Raw genomic sequence first — 18,350 nt, 5'->3', positions numbered from 1 at the left:
GTCCGATCTTGCGTGGCGGACATTCATGGGAAGGAGCATACGGAGCGGCGACGGAAATCACCTTGGGCGAATGCCCGAAATTTGGTCAAGAATCTGTCACAGACTTGTGAGATTTCACAGGGTTGGATGACTCCGGGCGATTGGGTCGTCCGGTCCAGAGTTCCAGCGCCAGGTACAGGCGCATCCGATCATCGACCCGGGCCAGATCGAGCCCCGTGATCGCCATGATGCGCGCCAGCCGGTAGTCGAGCGTATTGCGATGCACATGCAGCGCCTGTGCCGCGTGGGCGCCCTGCATGTCGTGCGCAAACCACGCCATCAGCGTGCGGCGCAGCAAGCCGTTGGCGTCCTGCGCGGAAAGGCGCTCTAGCGGGCGGCGCAGTTCGTTGGCGCGCCAGCCTTCGCGCAGGCCGTCGAGCAGCACCGGCAGGGCGAGGTCTTCGTAAAAGAAGGCTTGAGCTTCCGGGTTGCGGCGCTTTCCCACGTCGAGCGTCGTGCGCGCCGTGTAATACGAACGCGCCATGGCGCCCGGTCCGCCGAAGTAATTGCCCAGGGCGATGCGCACCCCCACAGAACTGCGGCCTTGCATGCGTGCGAGCAGCGCATGGACGCGCTCGCGGTGCTCGTCGACATTCCAGCCGTCGGCGCTGAGCACGACCGGCTTGAGCACGACGATTTCGGATAGCGAGACGATGGCGAACAGATTGCCCCGCTCAGGCTCGGCCAGCAGCGTCTGGAGCTGATGCAGCTCGCCGAGTGCGGCATCCACGCCCAAGCGGGCGCTGTCGACTTCGATCACCGCCACCACGCGCGGCAGGGCGGGGTCGATGCCGAGGCGTTGTGCCCAATCATCGATGCCGTCGGGCAGTGTTTCGTTGCGCACCAACGTCAGAACGAGTTCTTCGCGCAGGCGGGTATCGCGACTGAGCAGGCGCGTCAGCCGGGCCTGTTCGAGCATCATCTCGGCCGTCATGCGCACCAGTTCGCCGTGTTCGCGCAGCGTGTCGGGCTCGCCGGACAGCCCGACCACGCCAGCCAGTTCGCCGCCGCAACGCAAGGGAAGGTTGATGCCCGGACGCACGCCGTGCAGGCGGTCGGTGGTGGCCGCGTCGATTTCGACGGTGCGCTTCTGCATGAGCGCCAGCAACGCGCCTTCGTGCAGATCGCCGACGCGCTCCTCGTCGCCGCTGGCGATGATGATGCCGCGCGCATCCATCACGTTGACGTTGGTATCGAGGATCAGCATCGTGCGGCGGACGATCTCGCGCGCGATGCTCTCTTCGAGGCGGAATCCGGCGTTTTCCATGACCGCCGCCCCGACCCCGCCTATTCGACCTCGGGCAGGCGCTCGACCAGCAGCGTATGCACGCGCCGGCTGTCGGCGCGCAGTACATGGATGCGCAGGCCGGCCATGTCGACCGATTCGCCGCGCTTGGGCAGGCGGCCCAGATGGTGGATGACCTGCCCCCCGATGGTGTCGGCCTCGTCGGTCGACAGCGAGGTATTGAAGGCTTCGTTGAAAGCGTCCACCTCGGTCGTGGCCTTCACGCGGTATCGGCCCGGCTGGTCGGGCAGGATGTTGTCGGCATCGGCGTCGAAATCGTATTCGTCGTCGATGTCGCCGACGATCTGTTCGAGCACGTCTTCGATGGTCACCAGCCCCGACACGCCGCCGTACTCATCGACGACCACGGCCATGTGATTGCGGCTGGCGCGGAATTCACGCAGCAGCACGTTCAGCCGCTTGGCTTCGGGGATGTAGATGGCGGGGCGCAGCGCTTCGCGCAGGTTGAATTCTTCGTTGCCGTAGGCGTGGAGCAGGTCCTTGGCGAGCAGGATGCCAAGTACGTCGTCCTTGTTCTCGCCTACCACCGGGAAGCGCGAATGCGCTGTGAGGCGCGCGTAGTTGATGATCTGGTCGATCGGGTCATTGATCGAGATGGTGCTCATCTGCGCGCGCGGCACCATGACGTCGCGCACCTGCATGTCGCCCACCGAGAGCGCACCTTCGATGATGGTCAGCGCGTCGGCGTCGAACAATTGCCGCTCGAAGGCGGCATGCAGCACATCAATGAGTTCGCCGCGATCTTCCGGCTCTCGCGAGAGCAGGGCACTGAGGCGGTCAAGCAAACCAGGTCGACTACTGGAAGGTTCCATTTAAAGAGGTTGGTCGTAAGGTGTGAGGGCTGGGGGCTCGGGGCGCGGCGCCCGAGTCACCAAGCCTCACCTCTCACCGGCATAAGGGTCAGGATAGCCCAACTGAGCGAGCACTTCCCGCTCGAGCGCCTCCATCTCTTCGGCTTGGTGGTCGTCTTCGTGATCGTAACCCTGCAGGTGCAGCGTGCCGTGCACGATCAGGTGCGCGCAGTGCTGGTCCACGCTGATGCCTTGTTCGGCGGCTTCACGCAACACCACCGGCCAGGCCAGCACGAGATCGCCCATCAGGACGGGGTCGGTCTCGTAGGGGAAAGACAGCACATTGGTCGCATAATCCTTGCCGCGATAGTCGAGGTTGAGTTCCCGGCCTTCTTCGGCGTCGACGAAACGAACGGTGATTTGCGCCGCGCCCGGTTCAGCCGCGCGGATCCAGGCACGAACACTGGCTCGCGAGGGTAGCGCCGCGTCATGAACGGCATATTGCACCGACAGGTTCAGTCGGCGAGGAATGGAAACGGCAGAGGTTGTATCGGTATCGCTCGACATACGTACGCGGCCGGCACGCAACAGCGCACCGCGCGGGTTCATCGCAATCGGTAATGATCGGGGATCGGAGGCGCGGCGTCAAACCGGGGAAATGCCCCTGGTCTGACGTGGTCGCTTGTGAGGGCCGCCGTGTGCCGGCATGATCCCGGAACCATCATGCTTGGAGGACTGCCATGGAATTCGTCTGGTTCGTCGTAATCGGCCTCATCGCGGGCTGGCTTGCCGGTGTGATCGTCAAGGGGGGCGGCTATGGTCTGATCGGCGACATCGGCGTCGGCGTGGTCGGTGCGCTCATCGGCGGAATGCTGTTCAAGCTGCTGCGCATCGGCACGGGCGGCTTCATCGGCAACATCATTGTCGCCACCATTGGCGCGCTGATCCTGATCTTCATCCTGCGCATGATCAAGCGCTGAGCGAGCCTGCGGCGGCCTGTAGGCTGGCAACCGACAGCCGCAGGCCGGCGAGACGACGCCACCATGATGAGCGCCACGGTATTAACTGTGGCATGGTTACGCTGTCCTCATCCGCGCTACGACGCCTTTTCACCATGACCCTTGCACTGGCCCTGCTGCAGGCGGTGGGTTGCGCCACGCTCCCGGATATCCAGCCCGGCCCGCCGAGCCACGCGCTGGCGCCCGACCCCGAAAGCCCGCTCGCACAACGCTATGCCGGCGACTACAACGGACAGTCCGGCTTTGCGCTCGTCGGCGATGGGGCGGACGCGTTCGCGCTGCGCATTTCGATGATCGAGCAGGCCAAGCACACGCTGGACCTGCAGTACTACATCATCCGTCCGGACGATACCGGACATTTCCTGCTCGCCAAGCTGGTCGAAGCCGCGCGGCGAGGCGTGCGGGTGCGGCTGCTCGTCGACGACATCTACACCGCCGGCCGCGACATGGACATGGCCGAGCTGGCCTCGCAAGCCAACATCGACGTGCGCGTGTTCAATCCGTTCATGGGGCGCGACGCGACGGGCCTGTCGCGACTGGTCGAATTCGTGTTCGACCCGGACCGCGTCAATCGGCGCATGCACAACAAGCTGTTCATTGCCGACAACTCGGTGGTCATCTTCGGCGGGCGCAACCTGGGCAACGAGTACTTCAGCAGCCCGTCCGACATCAGCTTCGTTGATCTCGACGTATTTGCCGCGGGCCCGGTCGTGCAGGAGATTTCGAACAGCTTTGACGAATACTGGAACGACAAGCTGGCGGTGCCGATCACGCAACTGACCCGATTGCCCAGCGAAAAGCGCCAGCACAAGGCGCTCGACAAGCTCGCCCGGCAAGCCCGAGCCTATTCGCAGAGCAAGGGCTTCCATGACCTGTACCCAAGCCGGCGCTACCCTGAAGGACTGCCACGGCGCGGCGACCTGAGCATCGCGCGCTATCGTGCCGTCTGGGACAACCCGCGCAAGGCGACGCCGCCGACCGACGAGGAGCATGATGATCGCATCGGTATCGTCGTGCAGCGCATCATCGATCGCGCGCAACGTGAGGTACAGCTCACTTCTCCGTACTTCGTGCCCGGCGAGGATGGCATCGAGCAGTTTGCCCGCCTGCGGGAGCGACAGGTATCGGTGGCGGTGCTGACCAATTCGCTGGCTGCCAACGATGTGCCGGCCGTGCATGCGGGCTATGCCAAGTACCGGCCGGCGCTGCTCGAGCAGGGCGTCACGCTGTATGAATTGCGGCCACTGCGCAAGCCGCCGCGTTCGCGCATCCTGCATCTGCCGACGGGTTCCACCGCCAGCCTTCACGCCAAGGCACTGGTGGTCGATCGCCAGACGGTGGTCATTGGCTCGGCCAATGCCGACCCGCGTTCGCGTTTTCTGAATACCGAATTCGCGGTGGTCATCTACAGCGGCGATCTGGCCGCGCAAATGGTGCGCAGCTTCAGCCGGCTGACGCAGCCGGACATCAGCTACCGTGTCATGCGCAACGGCAACGATGGTCTCAAGTGGGTGGGCAAGACCAGCAAGGGGCAGGTAGAAACCCTCAGCGAGCCCGAGGCCAGCGCCTGGCGTCGCATGATGAGCGGCGTCTACAGTGTCATTGCCCCTGAAAAGATGCTCTGACATCCCCATGCATGCCGCACTGCAAGATTGCAGTCAGGCGGCATCGCGATCATGGTGAAAGCACGCCATGAAAATAGCCCTCCTCTCCGACATCCACGCCAACAGGCAGGCACTGGACGCCTGCCTGACGCACGCGTATGCCCAAGGGGCCGAGCGCCTGGCCCTGCTGGGCGATATCGTCGGCTACGGCGGCGACCCGCAGGCCGTGGTCGAGCGGGTGATGGAACTGGCCGCTGGGGGGGCGATCGTCATCCAGGGCAATCATGATGCGATGGCCGTGTCGCCGCCCGTCGATGCAGAGACGATCGGCGAACTGGGCGCCCAATGGACCCACGACAACCTGAGTGAGGCGCATCGAGACTTTCTCGCCGGACTGCCATTGCATGCCCGGTGGGGCCACGCCCTGTTCGTTCACGCCAGCGCCGATCATCCCGAGCAATGGCGTTATGTGCTCGACGGTGCAGCCGCTGAGCGCAGCATGGATGCGGCCGCATCGATGGACAGCGCCATCCGCTATGTATTCTGCGGGCATGTTCACCAGCAGGCGCTGTATTTCGTGACGCCTACCGCCAAGCTGATGCGCTTTGCGCCGCAACCGGGCGTGGCGATACCTGTCCTGCCGCACCGTCAGTGGCTGGCGATCGCCGGCTCGGTCGGACAACCGCGCGACGGCGATACGCGCGCCATGTATGCCATGTTCGACGACGAACCGGCCCGGCTCACCTTCCACCGCGTGCCCTACGATTTCGAAGCCGCTGCGCGCGCCATCCGCGCCACCCCGCTGCCCGCATTTTTTGCCGACAGGCTGGAGGCAGGCTTGTGAAGGAACTGGTGCCCGGCACGAACCTCGACGGCTTTGTCGTGCGCGACTGCATCCACAGCGGATCGATGGCCTATATCTACCGCGTTGAATACGCCGACGGCGCGTCTCCGGCCAGCTTTCCAATGGTGATGAAAGTGCCGCACATGTCGGCGGGCGATGCAGAAAGCCTGGTCAGCTTCGAAGTCGAATTGCAGCTCTATCCGGTGCTGGCCGGCCCGCACGTAGCGCGCTTCGTTGCCGCCGGCGATCTGGCCCGCATGCCGTATCTCGTGATCGAGCACGTCGAAGGCCAGCCGTTGCAGCATTGGGTCGAACGCCACGAACGCCACGGCGACGCCACCGTGGCAGAACTGGGGGATGCCATTGCGCGCGCCGCGCACAGCCTGCACCAGCAGAATGTCTGCCATCTCGATCTCAAGCCGACCAATGTGCTCATCCGCCCGGACGGCAGCGCCGTGCTGCTGGACTTCGGCCTCTCGCATCACGCCCATTACCCCGACCTGCTGGCGGAGGAAATGCGCACCGCCATCGGCTCGCCCGCGTGGATCGCACCGGAACAGATCGTCGGCGTCCGGGGCGACCTGCGCAGCGACATCTTCGCCATCGGCGTCATGCTCTACGAGCTGGCGACCGGCGAATTGCCCTTCGGTGCGCCGACGACGCGCGGCGGCATGCGCCAACGCCTGTGGATGACGCCTGCGCCGCCACGCCGCTATCGGCCGGACATCGCGCCGTGGCTGCAAGAGATCATCCTGAGATGCCTGGAACCCATGGCCGAACAGCGCTATCCATCGGCTGCGCAACTGGCATTCGACCTGACCCATGCGGACCAGGTGCCGCTGACCGAGCGCGCCACCCGCACGCGCGGAGCCGGCCTTCGCGTGCACCTCATGCGCTGGCTGCGCGCGGCCGGCATGGAGTACCGCCCCAGTCCGATTCCGACGCGGCAGATCGAAGAGGCCCCCATCGTGATGGTCGCCATGCCGTATCGAGAGGTCAGCGACACCACGCTGTATTCGCTGCGCGCCGCGGCCGAACGCTCGCTCCGCCTGCGCCCCGGCGCACGGCTCATGTGCGTCACCGTCGTGCCGCCCGCTCAGGGCGATGCCTCGTTGTCGCGCCGCCTGCTCGCGCAGCTCAAGCAATGGGCTCAACCACTGGAAGCGCCGGACCACGGCGTCAGCCACCATGTCATCGAGGCCGGGGATGTGGCGCAAGCACTGATCCGCTACGCTGCGGCCAACAATGTCAGCCTCATGATCCTGGGGGCTGCCACCCACGGACTGAAAACACAGCGCTTCATCGCCACCGTGCCAATGCGCGTGGCGCGCGACGCGCCATGCACGGTCATCCTCGTCAAGCAGCAATTGCCCTTCGCCGAGCTCGACAATACCGCCGACGCTTGACCCCCCCAAGGGCGGGTTTGCGCTCATGCGAGTGTGGTCGTCATTCCCTGCTGCGCCAGCATGTCCGCGAAGCGACCATGGCCGGCCAGCGCATCGAACGCATCGATTTCCACGATGCGGCCCTGTTCCATCACCGCGATGCGCCACCTACCGCGCAGGGTCGACAGCCGGTGCGCCACGACGAGCAACGTGGTGTGAGCGGGGAGGCTGTCGAGCAGGCGCGACATCACCGTGGCTTCGGTGTGTCCATCGAGCGCGGCGGTGGCTTCGTCGAGAATCAATATCTGCGGCGCGCGACACAGCGCGCGTGCGACGCCAACACGCTGGCGTTCGCCGCCCGACAAGGCGTAGCCGCGTTCTCCGACGACGGTCTCCGCGCCCTGTGGGAGCCGTGCGATCAGCTCATCCAGACAGGCCACATGGCAAGCCTGCGCGAACAGGTTCGGATCGACCTCGCGCATGAGCGTGATGTTCTCTCGCAGCGAGAGGTTAAAGAGTTCAGTCTCCTGCAAGACGACCGAGACGTTCGTGCTCAGGACCTCAGGGCGGATGTGCGACAACTCCGTGCGGACGAAACCCGTCTGCAACGCAATCGAACCGCGCTGCGGCGCATACAGCCCGAGCATCAGCCGGACCAGCGTCGACTTGCCGGAACCCGAAGCGCCGGCAAACCCGATGCGCTCGCCCCGCTGCACGCACAGGTCGAGTCCCTGCAACGCCGGGCGGCCATCGAATGCCAAATGCACGTCATCGGCCACCAGCGCCTGCCATTCGAGGGGAAAGTCCTCTTCGCCCGGGCGCTGCTCGACGTGGTCGAACAGGGGCATCAGGCGCGACAGATCGGCGTAGCGTTCCACCAGCGACTGGAAGCGGTCGGTAAAGTTCATCGCTGCGCTGCGCATGTTGTTGAAGTACGTGGTGTACGCCACCACCATGCCCACGCTCAGGACATCATGCAGCACGGCCGCCGCGAGCCCTGCCAGAAAGACCGCCCACGCCGCCGCGTTATGCACCTGGAACCACATCCACTTGCCCGTGTAGAGCTTGACTCGTGCATGGCCCAGATCGCGCGTGACGCTCTCGCGCTGTTCGACACGCCCGGCCATGTGCTGCCCCGCCCCGAGAGCCTTGACTGCGAGGATGTTTGCCGCCGTCTCGACCATCACGCCGCTGGCCTGTTCGGCGGAAGCATTGAGGTTCTGCGACAGCCGCGCGGCGGCGCGATCGAAGCGGATTTCGATAGCCGCCAGACCACCGACGTAGAGGACAAAGAACACGATCGTCGCTGGAGCAAGCATCGCGCAAGCCAGCGCGGTACCCACGAACGCAATGAAGGGCGGCACGAAATCGTTGTGGAAGTTGGTCCAGTCGCGCACCGCCTCCGACCCCGTCAGGATGCGCTGCGCCTTGTTGCCCGTGCCTTCCTGATGATGCCAGTCGAGCGAAAAATCCATCAGGCGCTCGAAGCCCCACACCTTCGCCCGATAACGCGCACTGACCGCGTACTGCCCCAGCTTCCGACGACTGCGTAGTCGAAGCAACGCATTGATCGCGCTCGTCACTGCCAGCCCGCCGATGATCCACACCAGCGGCCAAAGACTGTCGCCGCGCTGATGCGCGAGCAGCACGTTGACCATCATCCCGATGAGCAAAGGCGGCACGAACTCATACGCCTGCCCCAACAGGAAGAGGGTCAGATGCAGCAGATAACTGCGGCGATCTTCCGACAGGAAGAACCACACCGCGCGTGGAACGATGCGAAATGACGACGGTTTACTCATGGCACGCAAGGCAGGCGCAGGCAACCAGGAGCCGCCAGATTACCTGTCACGCATCGTCGGTGTTTGATCGCAATTGCTGAGGATTGGCGGCGGGCGACCGACGGTGTCTTGGGCGCGCGCTACGCGTAAACGCGCAGGCGGGAACCCGGGCCGTGAACTGCCATGGCGTCGGGCCTGGGCACAATGAATGCCCGCCCCAGATGATCAAGCAGCCGGGATCAGGCGTCAGGCAAGAAAGGGCCCCACCAGCACGCCGCGAACTGCGGCTGCCTCACCTTTGCCTCTCAGTGGCTGAACACTTGCCGCAAATAAGCCAGGAAGGTTTCGTCATTGCACATTGTCTTGCCCGGAGAGTCGGACAGTTTGGCAACGGGCTGGCCGTTGCATGACACCATCTTCATGACGATGTTGAGCGCCGGATGCGGCGTGTCGTTGGTGAGGTTCGTGCCGATGCCGAAGCTGGTGCTGATACGCCCGGAGAAGTGGTGATACAAGGCTACGGCGCGCGGCACATCCAGCGCGTCGGAAAACACCAGCCGCTTGGTTTCGGGATCGATGCGCAGCTTTTTGTAATGTGCGATGGCCTTCTCGCCCCAAACGATGGGATCGCCCGAATCGTGGCGCAGGCCGTCGAAGAGTTTGGCGAAGTAGAGATCGAAATCGCGCAGGAATGCGTCCATGCCGACGACGTCGGTCAGCGCCACGCCCAGGTCGCCGCGGAATTCGTGCACCCAGCCCTCAAGCGCGGCAGTCTGGAAGTCGCGCAAGCGGATACCCAGCGCCTGGAAGGCCTGCAGGTATTCATGCGCCATGGTGCCGATCGGCGTGATGCCGAGTTGCTTGGCCAGATAGACGTTCGAAGTGCCGCGGAACAGGTCCGGGATTTCATTATTGAACGTGCTGATCACTTCATCCTGCCAGGCGGCGCTATAGCGGCGGCGCAGGCCGAAGTCGAAGAAATTGAATGGATGGCGCGGGTTAGCGAGCAGTTCGTGCTGCTGGGCGCGCAGGAATTCGATCTTGATCCACAGGCGGCGGCGCATTTCTTCGACGATCGCCTCGTCCGCGGGCAGGCGTCGGAAATACAGTTCGTTGACCACGTACAGGACAAAGATCTCGAAGCCTATGACGTGGACCAGCGGCCCCTTGGCGCGGATGACAAGGTCATCGCCGGCCGTATCGACATGCAGGAATCTGCGTTGGAAGCGAAATACCGACAGGAAGTCGACGAAGTCGCTCTTCAGGAAGCGCAGCCGGCCGAGGTAGTCCAGTTCATCCTGTGCAAAACTCATCGAACACAGGCGTTCGATCTCGTTTTCGAAATCGGCGCGCAGCTCGGCCAGCGGATAGCTCGGCTTGTTGCGGCACAGGAACGCATATTCCGCCTGGGCGCCCGGATGACTATGCAGCAGCGCCTGCCACATCGAGAACTTATAAAGGTCATTCTCCAGCAGGCTGCGGATGATCGGGCGGTCGGAAGTGCTCATGACGTCGTGGGGATCCGGGAAGACTCAGCGCGCATCGTACCTGCTTTATATCGCCCAGCCTTTTCGGGGCGCCCAGCTTCCGGGATGTCTCACAGAATTGTTCTGATGTTTTGTAGGATATTGCGTAGCAAGGAATGACGCGTTTGGAAAGATGATGTCTGTTATTTTTTACTGAGTCACCAATGGGTAATGTACTAGATCAAACTGGGGGCACAACGAAACGTCTTGATGCGCTGCCGCATAATATGATCGCGTGCGTCCATTGCTCCTCGTCCCGGAGACCAAAAACATGCAAACGTTTTTCATTGCCCCTACCCGCCAGAACGTCGGCCTGACCTCGGTTGCGCTCGGCGTCGTCCGCCTTCTTCAACGCCAGGGCCTGAAGGTCGGCTTCGCCAAGCCGGTTGCCCAGGACAGCACGGGTATCGAGCGTTCCGCGCACTTTGCGCGCCAGATCTGCCAGATCGACTCACCCACCCCGATTTCCACCGAGCAAGTCGTGGCCCGCATCGCCGCGGGCCAGAACGATGAACTGCTCGAAGACATCGTCAGCATCTGCATGCAGGCCGGCCATGGGGCCGACGTGCTGGTGGTGGAAGGCCTGCACACCGAGCCGGGCCAGTCCTTCGCCAGCCGCCTGAACGTCGACATCGCCCGCAGCCTTCAGGCCGAGGTCGTGCTCGTCGCCAACGCGGCCGAGTCGGGTGCCGCGACCGAAGCGCACCTGATGGCGCGCCAGTTCCGCTCCGAAGGCCATCTCGTGTCGGCGATCCTTAATAAGGCGATGCCCGACTTCGACGTCGCCGCCGCCGGCAAGGAACTCGACGATCTGCCGCTGTGGGGTACCGTGCGCTTCGATCCCGCGCTGGGTGCGCCGCGCACGCTCGACGTCGCCCGTCATCTGAATGCCGAAGTGCTGATCGAAGGCGAAATCGCCACCCGTCGCATGTTTGAAACCGTGGTGGCAGCCCGCTCGGTGCCGGAAGTCATCGAGCGCCTGAAGCCGGGCGCGCTGGTGATCAGCTCGGGTGACCGCGACGACGTCATGCTTGCCACCGCCCTGGCCGCCAGCAACGGCGTGCAGCTCGCCGGTCTGCTGCTGACGCATTCCAGCAAGGTCGATCCGCGTGTGCAGGAGCTCGCCAAGCTGGCCTTGTCCAGCGGCCTGCCGCTGCTGCGCACCGATACCGACAGCTTTGGCACCGCCACTCGCGTGCATAGCGTGCCGTCGGCCGTGCCGGCCGATGACTCGGAGCGCATGGCTGCGGTGCTCGACGCCGTCGCCGAGCAACTGTCGGTCGAAGCCCTGATGGCGGGAGTGAAGGTGCCCGCTTCAAGCCGCATGTCGCCGCCGGCTTTCCGCTACCAGTTGATCCAGAAGGCACGCGCCGCCAACAAGCGCATCGTGCTGCCCGAGGGCGACGAGCCGCGCACCGTGCGTGCCGCCGTCATTTGTCAGGAGAAGGGCATCGCCCACTGCGTGCTGCTGGGCAAGCGCGCTGCAATCGAGGCCGTGGCAGCCGCACAGGGGGTGACCCTGCCCCCTTCGCTGGAAATCGTCGATCCGGACGACATCCGCATGAAGTACGTGCCGCCGATGGTCGATCTGCGCAAGAGCAAGGGCCTGACCGCGGGCCAGGCGCTCGAGCAACTCCAGGACACCGTCGTGCTCGGCACGATGATGCTGGCTGTCGGCGACGTCGATGGCCTGGTGTCGGGCGCGGTCCACACTACCGCCAGCACCGTTCGCCCCGCTCTGCAGCTCATCAAGACGGCGCCGGGCTCGTCGATCGTGTCGTCGGTGTTCTTCATGCTCATGCCGGACCAAGTGCTGGTCTACGGCGACTGCGCCATCAACCCCGATCCGACGGCTGAACAACTGGCCGAAATCGCCAAGCAGAGCGCGGACAGCGCACGTGCCTTCGGCGTCGATCCGAAGGTGGCGATGATCAGCTACAGCACGGGCTCGTCGGGTACGGGCGCCGACGTCGACAAGGTTCGCGAAGCGACCCGCCTGGCCAAGGAAAACCATCCGGAACTGGTGCTGGACGGTCCGCTGCAGTACGACGCTGCCTCCGTGCGCGAAGTCGGCCAGCAGAAGGCGCCGGGCAGTCTGGTCGCGGGCCAGGCCACGGTGTTCGTGTTCCCGGACCTGAATACCGGCAACACCACCTACAAGGCGGTGCAGCGCAGCGCCAACGTGGTGTCGGTCGGCCCGATGCTGCAAGGCCTGCGCAAGCCGGTGAACGATCTGTCGCGCGGTGCGCTGGTGGACGACATTGTCTTTACCATCGCCCTGACGGCGATCCAGGCCCAGGCCATGCAGGCCTGATCGGCGGGCAAGGTCTGACGAGAAGCGCCGGTTTCGACCGGCGTTTTTTTTGGCTGCGTCCCTTGCTTGTACGGGATTGGAGGTCCTGTCGGACTGCCTCGGCGGCGGTCGGGTAGAATTGCCCCACCCCGCTTCACCATGAACAGAAGAGACCGTATGAAAACCACTGCTCCGAAGGATCTGCTCGAAAGAAACGTGCGCTGGTCGCAAAGCGTCAATGAGCGCGACCCGGAGTTCTTCCCGCGCCTGGCCGCCCAGCAGGCACCGGAATACCTCTGGATCGGTTGTTCCGACAGCCGCGTTCCCGCCAACGAAATCCTGGGCATGGAGCCGGGCGAGGTGTTCGTCCATCGCAACGTCGCCAACGTCGTCGTGCATACCGACCTGAACTGCCTGTCGGTCATGCAGTATGCGGCCGATGTGCTGCGCGTCAAGCACGTGCTGGTGGTCGGCCACTATGGTTGCGGTGGCGTGCGCGCGGCCATGCGCGGTGCGCGCATGGGCCTGATCGACAACTGGCTGCGGCATGTGGCCGATGTCCGCGACCGCTATCGTGTCCGGCTGTCGGAAATCGAGAATGAAGAAGAGCGCGCCGACCGCCTGTGCGAACTCAACGCCATGGAACAGGTTCTCCACGTCAGCGAGACCTCGGTGATGCAGGATGCCTGGCAGCGTGGCCAGGACATCGCCGTCCACGCATGGTGCTATGGCCTGCGCGACGGGCTGGTGCGCGATCTTGGCCTGTCGGTCGGTCGGGGCGACGATCCGCAGGATGCGTACGTGGCCGCCATTGAGAACTTGCTGCGTTGACCGTAGGCGGGTTCTCGATTGTCCGCTCCGCGCCGGGCCGGTCAGTTTGACGGTGCGGGGCTGGATGTATACTGCCGCCCACTTTATGTGCAAGGAAGCATGAATGAGCCGTCAAGCCAAACCCCGCCAGAGCCGCAACAATAAGGGCCAGGGGGGAAGTACGTTGGCCGGCGTGATGGTCGGCCTGCTTATTGGGATCATTGTCGCGGTGGCGATTGCCGTCTACATCAACTTCGGGCCCAAGCCGTTCACCATCAAAGGCCCGTCCGATGCGGCCAGCGCGCCGGTTGCGACACCGGTGCAGCCCTCGATGAGCGGTCCCATCGCGCTGCCGGGCAAGCCGGGCGACGCGCCGGTGGAAAAACCCCGCTTCGACTTTTACAAGATCCTTCCGGGGGGAGACTCGAGCGCACCCGCGCCCGCGCCGACCCCTGCGCCGACGCAACAGGCCGACACGAGCGAACGCGTCTACCTGCAACTGGGCGCCTTCCAGGACCCTGCCGAAGCGGACAACCTCAAGGCCCGGCTCGCCTTCATGGGCTTCGAGGCCAGCGTCCAGCGCGTCGATACCGACAAGGGCGTGCTGCAGCGCGTGCGTATCGGGCCCTACGCCAGTTCGCAGGACGCCGACAGCGTGCGCGCAAAACTTGCACAGGAAGGGATCGAATCCAGCGTTGTACGGTCGAAGCCGCGTGCAGCCGGCGCGAGCGCCTCGGCTGCCCATTGATCAACAGAGGAGCCTGACTAAATGAAGCGTCGTAACGTTCTGCAACTGCTGGCTGCCGCCGCCTTCGCCATGACCATGGCGCCGTGGGCCGCTGCCCAGGTTGCCGGCAAGGACTACACCCCGATTTCGCCCGCCCAGCCGGGCGGCGCCAATGGCCAGATCGAAGTCATCGAATTCTTCTCGTACGGATGCCCGCACTGCTACGAGTTCGACCCGCTGTTGTCCAAGTGGCGTGAGCGCCAGCCGGCCGACGTGGTCTTCCATCGCGTGCCCATCTCGTTCGGCAATCCGAAGTGGGCCGACCTGCAGCGCGTGTTCCTGACCCTCCAGGCGATGAAGATTTCCGACAAGCACGACACGGCGGTGTTCGAAGGCGTGCACAAGCAGCGCATCGACTTCTCCAACGAAAAGCAACGCAACGACTGGCTGACCCGCCAGGGCATCGACGTCAAGACCTTCAACGACACGTGGCGCTCGTTCGGCGTGAATGCACAGGTCAAGCGTTCGGAACAGCTTGCCGAGTTGTACAAGATCCAGGGCGTGCCCTCGATCGCCGTGGACGGCCGCTTCATGGCCGCCGGCAACAGCCACGAAGAGCTGTTGCGCAACACTGATCTGCTGATCAACAAGGTTCGCCTCGAAAAAGGCAAGAAATAACCTGGTCCAGCCGATAGCATCGATACGGGCCGCGCTTGCCGCGGCCTTTTTCATTTTCGGGGGATCATGACAACCGATCTGCGAGTATTCATCACCGGCGCCTCCAGCGGCATCGGCCAGGCGCTGGCGCGGCACTACGCGGCCCAGGGCGCCAATGTCGGCCTGGTGGCCCGTCGCGTCGGTCTGCTCGACGAGTTCGTCGCCGAACTGCCGGGCGGGGCCGATCGCCACATGGTGCTGGCGGCCGACGTGACCGACGCCACGGCCATGCGGCATGCGGCTCAACGCTACATTGCGCGTTTTGGCCTGCCGGACATCGTCATCGCCAACGCCGGCATTTCGGTCGGCACGCTGACCGGTGAGCCGGGCGACGCTCCGGCCTTCGAAGCCGTGCTGCGCACCAACGTGCTCGGCATGTTCCTGACCTTCCAGCCTTTCGTGACGATGATGCAATCGCGCGGTAACGGCAGGCTGGTGGGAATTTCGTCGGTGGCGGGCGTACGCGGACTGCCGGGTGCCGGCGCCTATTCGGCGTCCAAGGCCGCTGCGTCGCGCTATCTGGAAAGCCTGCGTGTGGAACTGGCCGGCACAGGCGTGAAGGTGGTCGACATCCGGCCGGGTTACATCGCTACGCCGATGACCGCCGTCAATCCATATTCGATGCCCTTCATCCTCCAACCCGACGAGGCCGCCCGCCGGTTCGCCCGCGCCATCGCCGCCGGCCGATCGCAAGCCACCATCCCGTGGCAGATGGGCATCGTCGCGCGCGGCCTGGCGGCGCTGCCCAACTGGCTGCATACGGCGCTTTTCTCGCGCGCCAAACGCAAGCCGCGCGGCCTGCCGCTCTGAAGCCCGTGTGAATCCCGATGGGCGCTGACAAGGGGGCAGCGCTGCTTCCGGGCTACACTTGGTGATTCTGTGCATCCACCCTTTTGCTGACTGAACACCATGATTGGACGCCTGCGCGGCACGCTGCTCGAAAAGACCCCGCCCCAGATTGTCATCGACGCTGGCGGCGTCGGTTACGAAGTCGAAGTGCCGATGAGCACGTTCTATCATCTGCCCGCGACGGGTCAGGCGGTGGAATTACGCACCCATCTCGCGATCCGCGAAGACGCCCACGTGCTGTATGGCTTCGGCACCGAAGACGAGCGCGCGGCCTTTCGGCAACTGCTCAAGATTTCCGGTATCGGTGCCCGTACGGCGCTGGCCGTGCTGTCGGGCATGTCGGTTGCGGAACTGGCGCAGGCCGTGACGCTGCAGGATGCCGCCCGACTGACAAAGGTGCCCGGCATCGGCAAGAAGACCGCCGAACGCTTGCTGCTGGAACTGCGCGACAAGCTCGCCAAGGCGCTGCCCATTGCCGGTATCGCGCTGACGGCCCCGGCCGGCGCGCAGTCCGACATCGTCAATGCGCTGATCGCGCTGGGCTACAACGAGAAAGAAGCGCTCGGCGCACTCAAGGCGTTGCCGCCGGACATTGGCGTGGCCGAAGGTATCCGCGCTGCGCTCAAGTCGCTGTCCAAGGCGTAAGCTGACGGATTGCCGCAAAAGGAACGACCGAATTGAAGCCCTCTCCACACATTCCGCTGACCGACGCTGAATTCGACGCGCTGGACGACTTGCTGGCGCGCTTTCCGGATGCCCCCTCCCTCGAAGAGCTCGACGGGCTGATGTGCGCCATCGCCATCGGGCCGCAGGAGGTGTCGGCCGAAGAATGGCTGACGGCGGCCCTCGGTGCGCAGGATCTGACGAATGTCGCGGCCGATGACATCCAGCGCGTGCTGGCGCTGGTGCGTCGTCACGAAGTGACCATCGCCACCGGGCTGCGCGAGGACTGGTCGGGCGTGACGGCGGAAGAAGGGCCGGACGCGATGTATTTTCCGCTCCTCGACGACCCCAAGCAGAGCGGCTTTCCGCTCGCCGAAGGCTGGGCGCGCGGCTTCCAGGCCGGCCTCGACTGGCTCGAAGACGCACACATCGACGCGCTCGAAGAAGACGCGCAGGCGATGCAGGTGCTCAACATGATCGGCGCGCTCGACTCGGGCGAGCTGCAAGGCGGCAAGCGCCTGACCGACGCGCAACGTGACGAGATCGTGCCGGCCATGGCCGCCGGCCTGCAGTATCTGTATGCCTTCTGGCGGGGATGGGTGCGTGTGATGAATGCGCCGCGCGAACCGTATCGCGCCGATTCGGTGCCGGGCCGCAACGACCCCTGTCCGTGCGGCAGCGGCCGCAAGTTCAAGAAATGCCACGGCGCCCCCGACCGCATGCACTGATTCATCGACGGGCGCGCGGCCCCGTGCCGCACGCCGCGTTTGCCAGCCACTTGATGTACCGTTGCCATTGCCGCGCCAGGCGCGATTGCCAACGACACGTATCCACATGATCGAAACCGACAGCCTTCAACCCGGCCGCCTTGTCTCGCCCGGCCAGGCCACTGCGCAGGAAGATGCCATCGAGCGCGCGCTGCGTCCCAAGCGCCTGGCCGATTACGTCGGCCAGCAGAAGATCCGCGAGCAGTTGGAGATCTTCATCCACGCCACGAAGAACCGCGGCGAAGCGCTCGACCACGTACTGCTGTTCGGCCCGCCCGGTCTGGGCAAGACCACGCTGGCCAACATCATCGCCGCCGAACTGGGGGTGAACCTGCGCCAGACTTCCGGCCCCGTGCTGGAGCGTGCGGGCGACCTTGCCGCGCTGCTAACCAATCTTGAACCGCACGACGTCCTGTTCATCGACGAAATCCATCGCCTCTCGCCCGTGGTGGAGGAAATCCTCTATCCCGCGCTGGAAGACTTTCAGATCGACATCATGATCGGCGAAGGGCCGGCTGCGCGATCGGTCAAACTCGACCTGCCGCCGTTCACGCTGGTGGGCGCCACGACGCGCGCTGGCATGCTGACCAATCCGCTGCGCGACCGCTTCGGGATCAATGCGCGGCTCGAGTTCTACACGCCGCAGGAACTGGCGCTGATCGTGTCGCGCTCGGCCGGGTTGCTGGGCGTGGCCATCGACGACGAAGGCGCATTCGAGATCGCGCGCCGGGCACGCGGCACGCCCCGTATTGCCAACCGCCTGCTGCGACGCTGCCGCGACTACGCCGAAGTGCGTGCTGATGGTCGCATCGAAAAAGCCGTGGCGGATGCGGCGCTGACCATGCTGGATGTCGACTCCCTCGGGCTCGACCTAATGGACCGTAAACTGCTCGGCGCCATGCTGGAGAAATTCTCCGGCGGCCCGGTCGGGCTGGACAACCTCGCTGCGGCCATCGGCGAGGCGCCGGATACCATCGAAGACGTGCTCGAACCGTACCTGATCCAGCAGGGCTATTTGCAACGCACGCCGCGCGGGCGCGTGGCCACCCCGAGCATCTGGCGCCACTTCGGGCTGGCCGCGCCGCGTACTTCGCTCAACAATGATATGTTCGACGGAAGCTGACATGGGTGACAAGGCCGAGAATGGCGCGTCCCAAGCGCGCCTGGCAGTACTGATCGACGCCGACAACGCGTCGCCCGCCATTATCGAAGGGCTGATCGCCGAGATC

The 18,350-nt window shown here is 64.6% G+C and carries 17 protein-coding genes; 12 read left to right on the top strand and 5 right to left on the bottom strand.

Annotated elements, in window-relative coordinates; translation table 11 throughout:
• Positions 1-85 precede the first annotated feature (85 nt).
• From ACDA63_RS16745 to ybeY, 3 genes are all read right to left on the bottom strand, one after another.
• Positions 86-1,306: a sugar diacid recognition domain-containing protein gene (locus tag ACDA63_RS16745; RefSeq protein WP_373664422.1), complete on the bottom strand. Its 1,221-nt coding sequence runs from the start codon at positions 1,304-1,306 to the stop codon at positions 86-88.
• Positions 1,307-1,326: 20 nt separating this feature from the next.
• Complete coding sequence (locus ACDA63_RS16740) at positions 1,327-2,157, bottom strand: HlyC/CorC family transporter (RefSeq protein ID WP_373664421.1); 831 nt, start codon at positions 2,155-2,157, stop codon at positions 1,327-1,329.
• 66 nt (positions 2,158-2,223) lie between these two features.
• A complete protein-coding gene (ybeY, locus tag ACDA63_RS16735; RefSeq protein ID WP_373664420.1) occupies positions 2,224-2,745 on the bottom strand; it encodes an rRNA maturation RNase YbeY in 522 nt (173 codons plus the stop codon).
• Between the two features lie 131 nt (positions 2,746-2,876).
• Here ybeY and ACDA63_RS16730 point away from each other — a divergent pair, with 131 nt between their 5' ends.
• The 4 genes from ACDA63_RS16730 to ACDA63_RS16715 all read left to right on the top strand — a co-directional run bounded on the left by ACDA63_RS16730 (position 2,877) and on the right by ACDA63_RS16715 (position 7,009).
• Positions 2,877-3,116, top strand: coding sequence for a GlsB/YeaQ/YmgE family stress response membrane protein (locus tag ACDA63_RS16730; RefSeq protein WP_373664419.1), 240 nt, complete (start codon positions 2,877-2,879; stop codon positions 3,114-3,116).
• A gap of 134 nt (positions 3,117-3,250) precedes the next feature.
• A complete protein-coding gene (locus ACDA63_RS16725; RefSeq protein ID WP_373664418.1) occupies positions 3,251-4,780 on the top strand; it encodes a phospholipase D family protein in 1,530 nt (509 codons plus the stop codon).
• Positions 4,781-4,847: 67 nt separating this feature from the next.
• Positions 4,848-5,603, top strand: coding sequence for a metallophosphoesterase (locus tag ACDA63_RS16720; protein ID WP_373664417.1), 756 nt, complete (start codon positions 4,848-4,850; stop codon positions 5,601-5,603).
• Positions 5,600-7,009 carry a protein kinase gene (locus ACDA63_RS16715; RefSeq protein ID WP_373664416.1) on the top strand — a complete coding sequence of 470 codons (1,410 nt, stop codon included), beginning with the start codon at positions 5,600-5,602 and terminating at the stop codon, positions 7,007-7,009. Before ACDA63_RS16720 ends, ACDA63_RS16715 begins: the two co-directional genes overlap by 4 nt.
• Before the next feature lie 23 nt (positions 7,010-7,032).
• Here ACDA63_RS16715 and ACDA63_RS16710 read toward each other — a convergent pair whose 3' ends face one another.
• A complete protein-coding gene (locus ACDA63_RS16710) occupies positions 7,033-8,790 on the bottom strand; it encodes an ABC transporter ATP-binding protein (protein WP_373664415.1) in 1,758 nt (585 codons plus the stop codon).
• Between the two features lie 284 nt (positions 8,791-9,074).
• On the bottom strand, positions 9,075-10,277 hold the full coding sequence (gene pncB, locus ACDA63_RS16705; protein WP_373664414.1) for a nicotinate phosphoribosyltransferase: 1,203 nt from the start codon (positions 10,275-10,277) through the stop codon (positions 9,075-9,077).
• Between the two features lie 289 nt (positions 10,278-10,566).
• On the opposite strand from pncB, the gene pta reads away from it, so the two are divergent.
• The 8 genes from pta to ruvB all read left to right on the top strand — a co-directional run bounded on the left by pta (position 10,567) and on the right by ruvB (position 18,244).
• The gene (pta, locus tag ACDA63_RS16700; protein ID WP_373664413.1) at positions 10,567-12,609 is read left to right on the top strand and encodes a phosphate acetyltransferase; all 2,043 of its coding nucleotides are present in this window, start codon (positions 10,567-10,569) and stop codon (positions 12,607-12,609) included.
• 156 nt (positions 12,610-12,765) lie between these two features.
• Positions 12,766-13,419 (top strand): carbonate dehydratase, encoded by a 654-nt coding sequence (gene can / locus ACDA63_RS16695; protein ID WP_373664412.1) that lies wholly within the window; start codon positions 12,766-12,768, stop codon positions 13,417-13,419.
• 103 nt (positions 13,420-13,522) lie between these two features.
• The gene (locus ACDA63_RS16690; protein WP_373664411.1) at positions 13,523-14,146 is read left to right on the top strand and encodes an SPOR domain-containing protein; all 624 of its coding nucleotides are present in this window, start codon (positions 13,523-13,525) and stop codon (positions 14,144-14,146) included.
• Between the two features lie 21 nt (positions 14,147-14,167).
• Positions 14,168-14,803, top strand: coding sequence for a thiol:disulfide interchange protein DsbA/DsbL (locus ACDA63_RS16685; protein ID WP_373664410.1), 636 nt, complete (start codon positions 14,168-14,170; stop codon positions 14,801-14,803).
• A gap of 66 nt (positions 14,804-14,869) precedes the next feature.
• Positions 14,870-15,652: an SDR family oxidoreductase gene (locus tag ACDA63_RS16680; RefSeq protein ID WP_373664409.1), complete on the top strand. Its 783-nt coding sequence runs from the start codon at positions 14,870-14,872 to the stop codon at positions 15,650-15,652.
• A gap of 99 nt (positions 15,653-15,751) precedes the next feature.
• On the top strand, positions 15,752-16,336 hold the full coding sequence (ruvA, locus tag ACDA63_RS16675) for a Holliday junction branch migration protein RuvA (protein WP_373664408.1): 585 nt from the start codon (positions 15,752-15,754) through the stop codon (positions 16,334-16,336).
• A 32-nt stretch (positions 16,337-16,368) separates the two neighbouring features.
• Positions 16,369-17,082, top strand: coding sequence for a UPF0149 family protein (locus tag ACDA63_RS16670; protein ID WP_373664407.1), 714 nt, complete (start codon positions 16,369-16,371; stop codon positions 17,080-17,082).
• Between the two features lie 106 nt (positions 17,083-17,188).
• A complete protein-coding gene (gene ruvB, locus ACDA63_RS16665) occupies positions 17,189-18,244 on the top strand; it encodes a Holliday junction branch migration DNA helicase RuvB (protein WP_373664406.1) in 1,056 nt (351 codons plus the stop codon).
• Positions 18,245-18,350 lie beyond the last annotated feature (106 nt).

The organism is Uliginosibacterium sp. sgz301328 (assembly GCF_041807905.1).
GTDB lineage: Bacteria > Pseudomonadota > Gammaproteobacteria > Burkholderiales > Rhodocyclaceae > JBGVSA01.
Note: the sequence above shows the minus strand (reverse complement) of the source record. Positions and strands in the feature narration are given on the sequence as shown.

Excerpts from the sequence above, each read along its gene's own strand:
- can (WP_373664412.1), top strand. The coding sequence starts at position 12,766 with ATGAAAACCACTGCTCCGAAGGATCTGCTCGAAAGAAACGTGCGCTGG.
- ACDA63_RS16740 (WP_373664421.1), bottom strand. The coding sequence starts at position 2,157 with ATGGAACCTTCCAGTAGTCGACCTGGTTTGCTTGACCGCCTCAGTGCC.
- ACDA63_RS16725 (WP_373664418.1), top strand. The coding sequence starts at position 3,251 with ATGACCCTTGCACTGGCCCTGCTGCAGGCGGTGGGTTGCGCCACGCTC.
- pta (WP_373664413.1), top strand. The coding sequence starts at position 10,567 with ATGCAAACGTTTTTCATTGCCCCTACCCGCCAGAACGTCGGCCTGACC.
- ACDA63_RS16680 (WP_373664409.1), top strand. The coding sequence starts at position 14,870 with ATGACAACCGATCTGCGAGTATTCATCACCGGCGCCTCCAGCGGCATC.
- ACDA63_RS16710 (WP_373664415.1), bottom strand. The coding sequence starts at position 8,790 with ATGAGTAAACCGTCGTCATTTCGCATCGTTCCACGCGCGGTGTGGTTC.
- ybeY (WP_373664420.1), bottom strand. The coding sequence starts at position 2,745 with ATGAACCCGCGCGGTGCGCTGTTGCGTGCCGGCCGCGTACGTATGTCG.
- ACDA63_RS16720 (WP_373664417.1), top strand. The coding sequence starts at position 4,848 with ATGAAAATAGCCCTCCTCTCCGACATCCACGCCAACAGGCAGGCACTG.
- pncB (WP_373664414.1), bottom strand. The coding sequence starts at position 10,277 with ATGAGCACTTCCGACCGCCCGATCATCCGCAGCCTGCTGGAGAATGAC.
- ACDA63_RS16690 (WP_373664411.1), top strand. The coding sequence starts at position 13,523 with ATGAGCCGTCAAGCCAAACCCCGCCAGAGCCGCAACAATAAGGGCCAG.
- ruvA (WP_373664408.1), top strand. The coding sequence starts at position 15,752 with ATGATTGGACGCCTGCGCGGCACGCTGCTCGAAAAGACCCCGCCCCAG.
- ACDA63_RS16685 (WP_373664410.1), top strand. The coding sequence starts at position 14,168 with ATGAAGCGTCGTAACGTTCTGCAACTGCTGGCTGCCGCCGCCTTCGCC.
- ACDA63_RS16745 (WP_373664422.1), bottom strand. The coding sequence starts at position 1,306 with ATGGAAAACGCCGGATTCCGCCTCGAAGAGAGCATCGCGCGCGAGATC.
- ruvB (WP_373664406.1), top strand. The coding sequence starts at position 17,189 with ATGATCGAAACCGACAGCCTTCAACCCGGCCGCCTTGTCTCGCCCGGC.
- ACDA63_RS16730 (WP_373664419.1), top strand. The coding sequence starts at position 2,877 with ATGGAATTCGTCTGGTTCGTCGTAATCGGCCTCATCGCGGGCTGGCTT.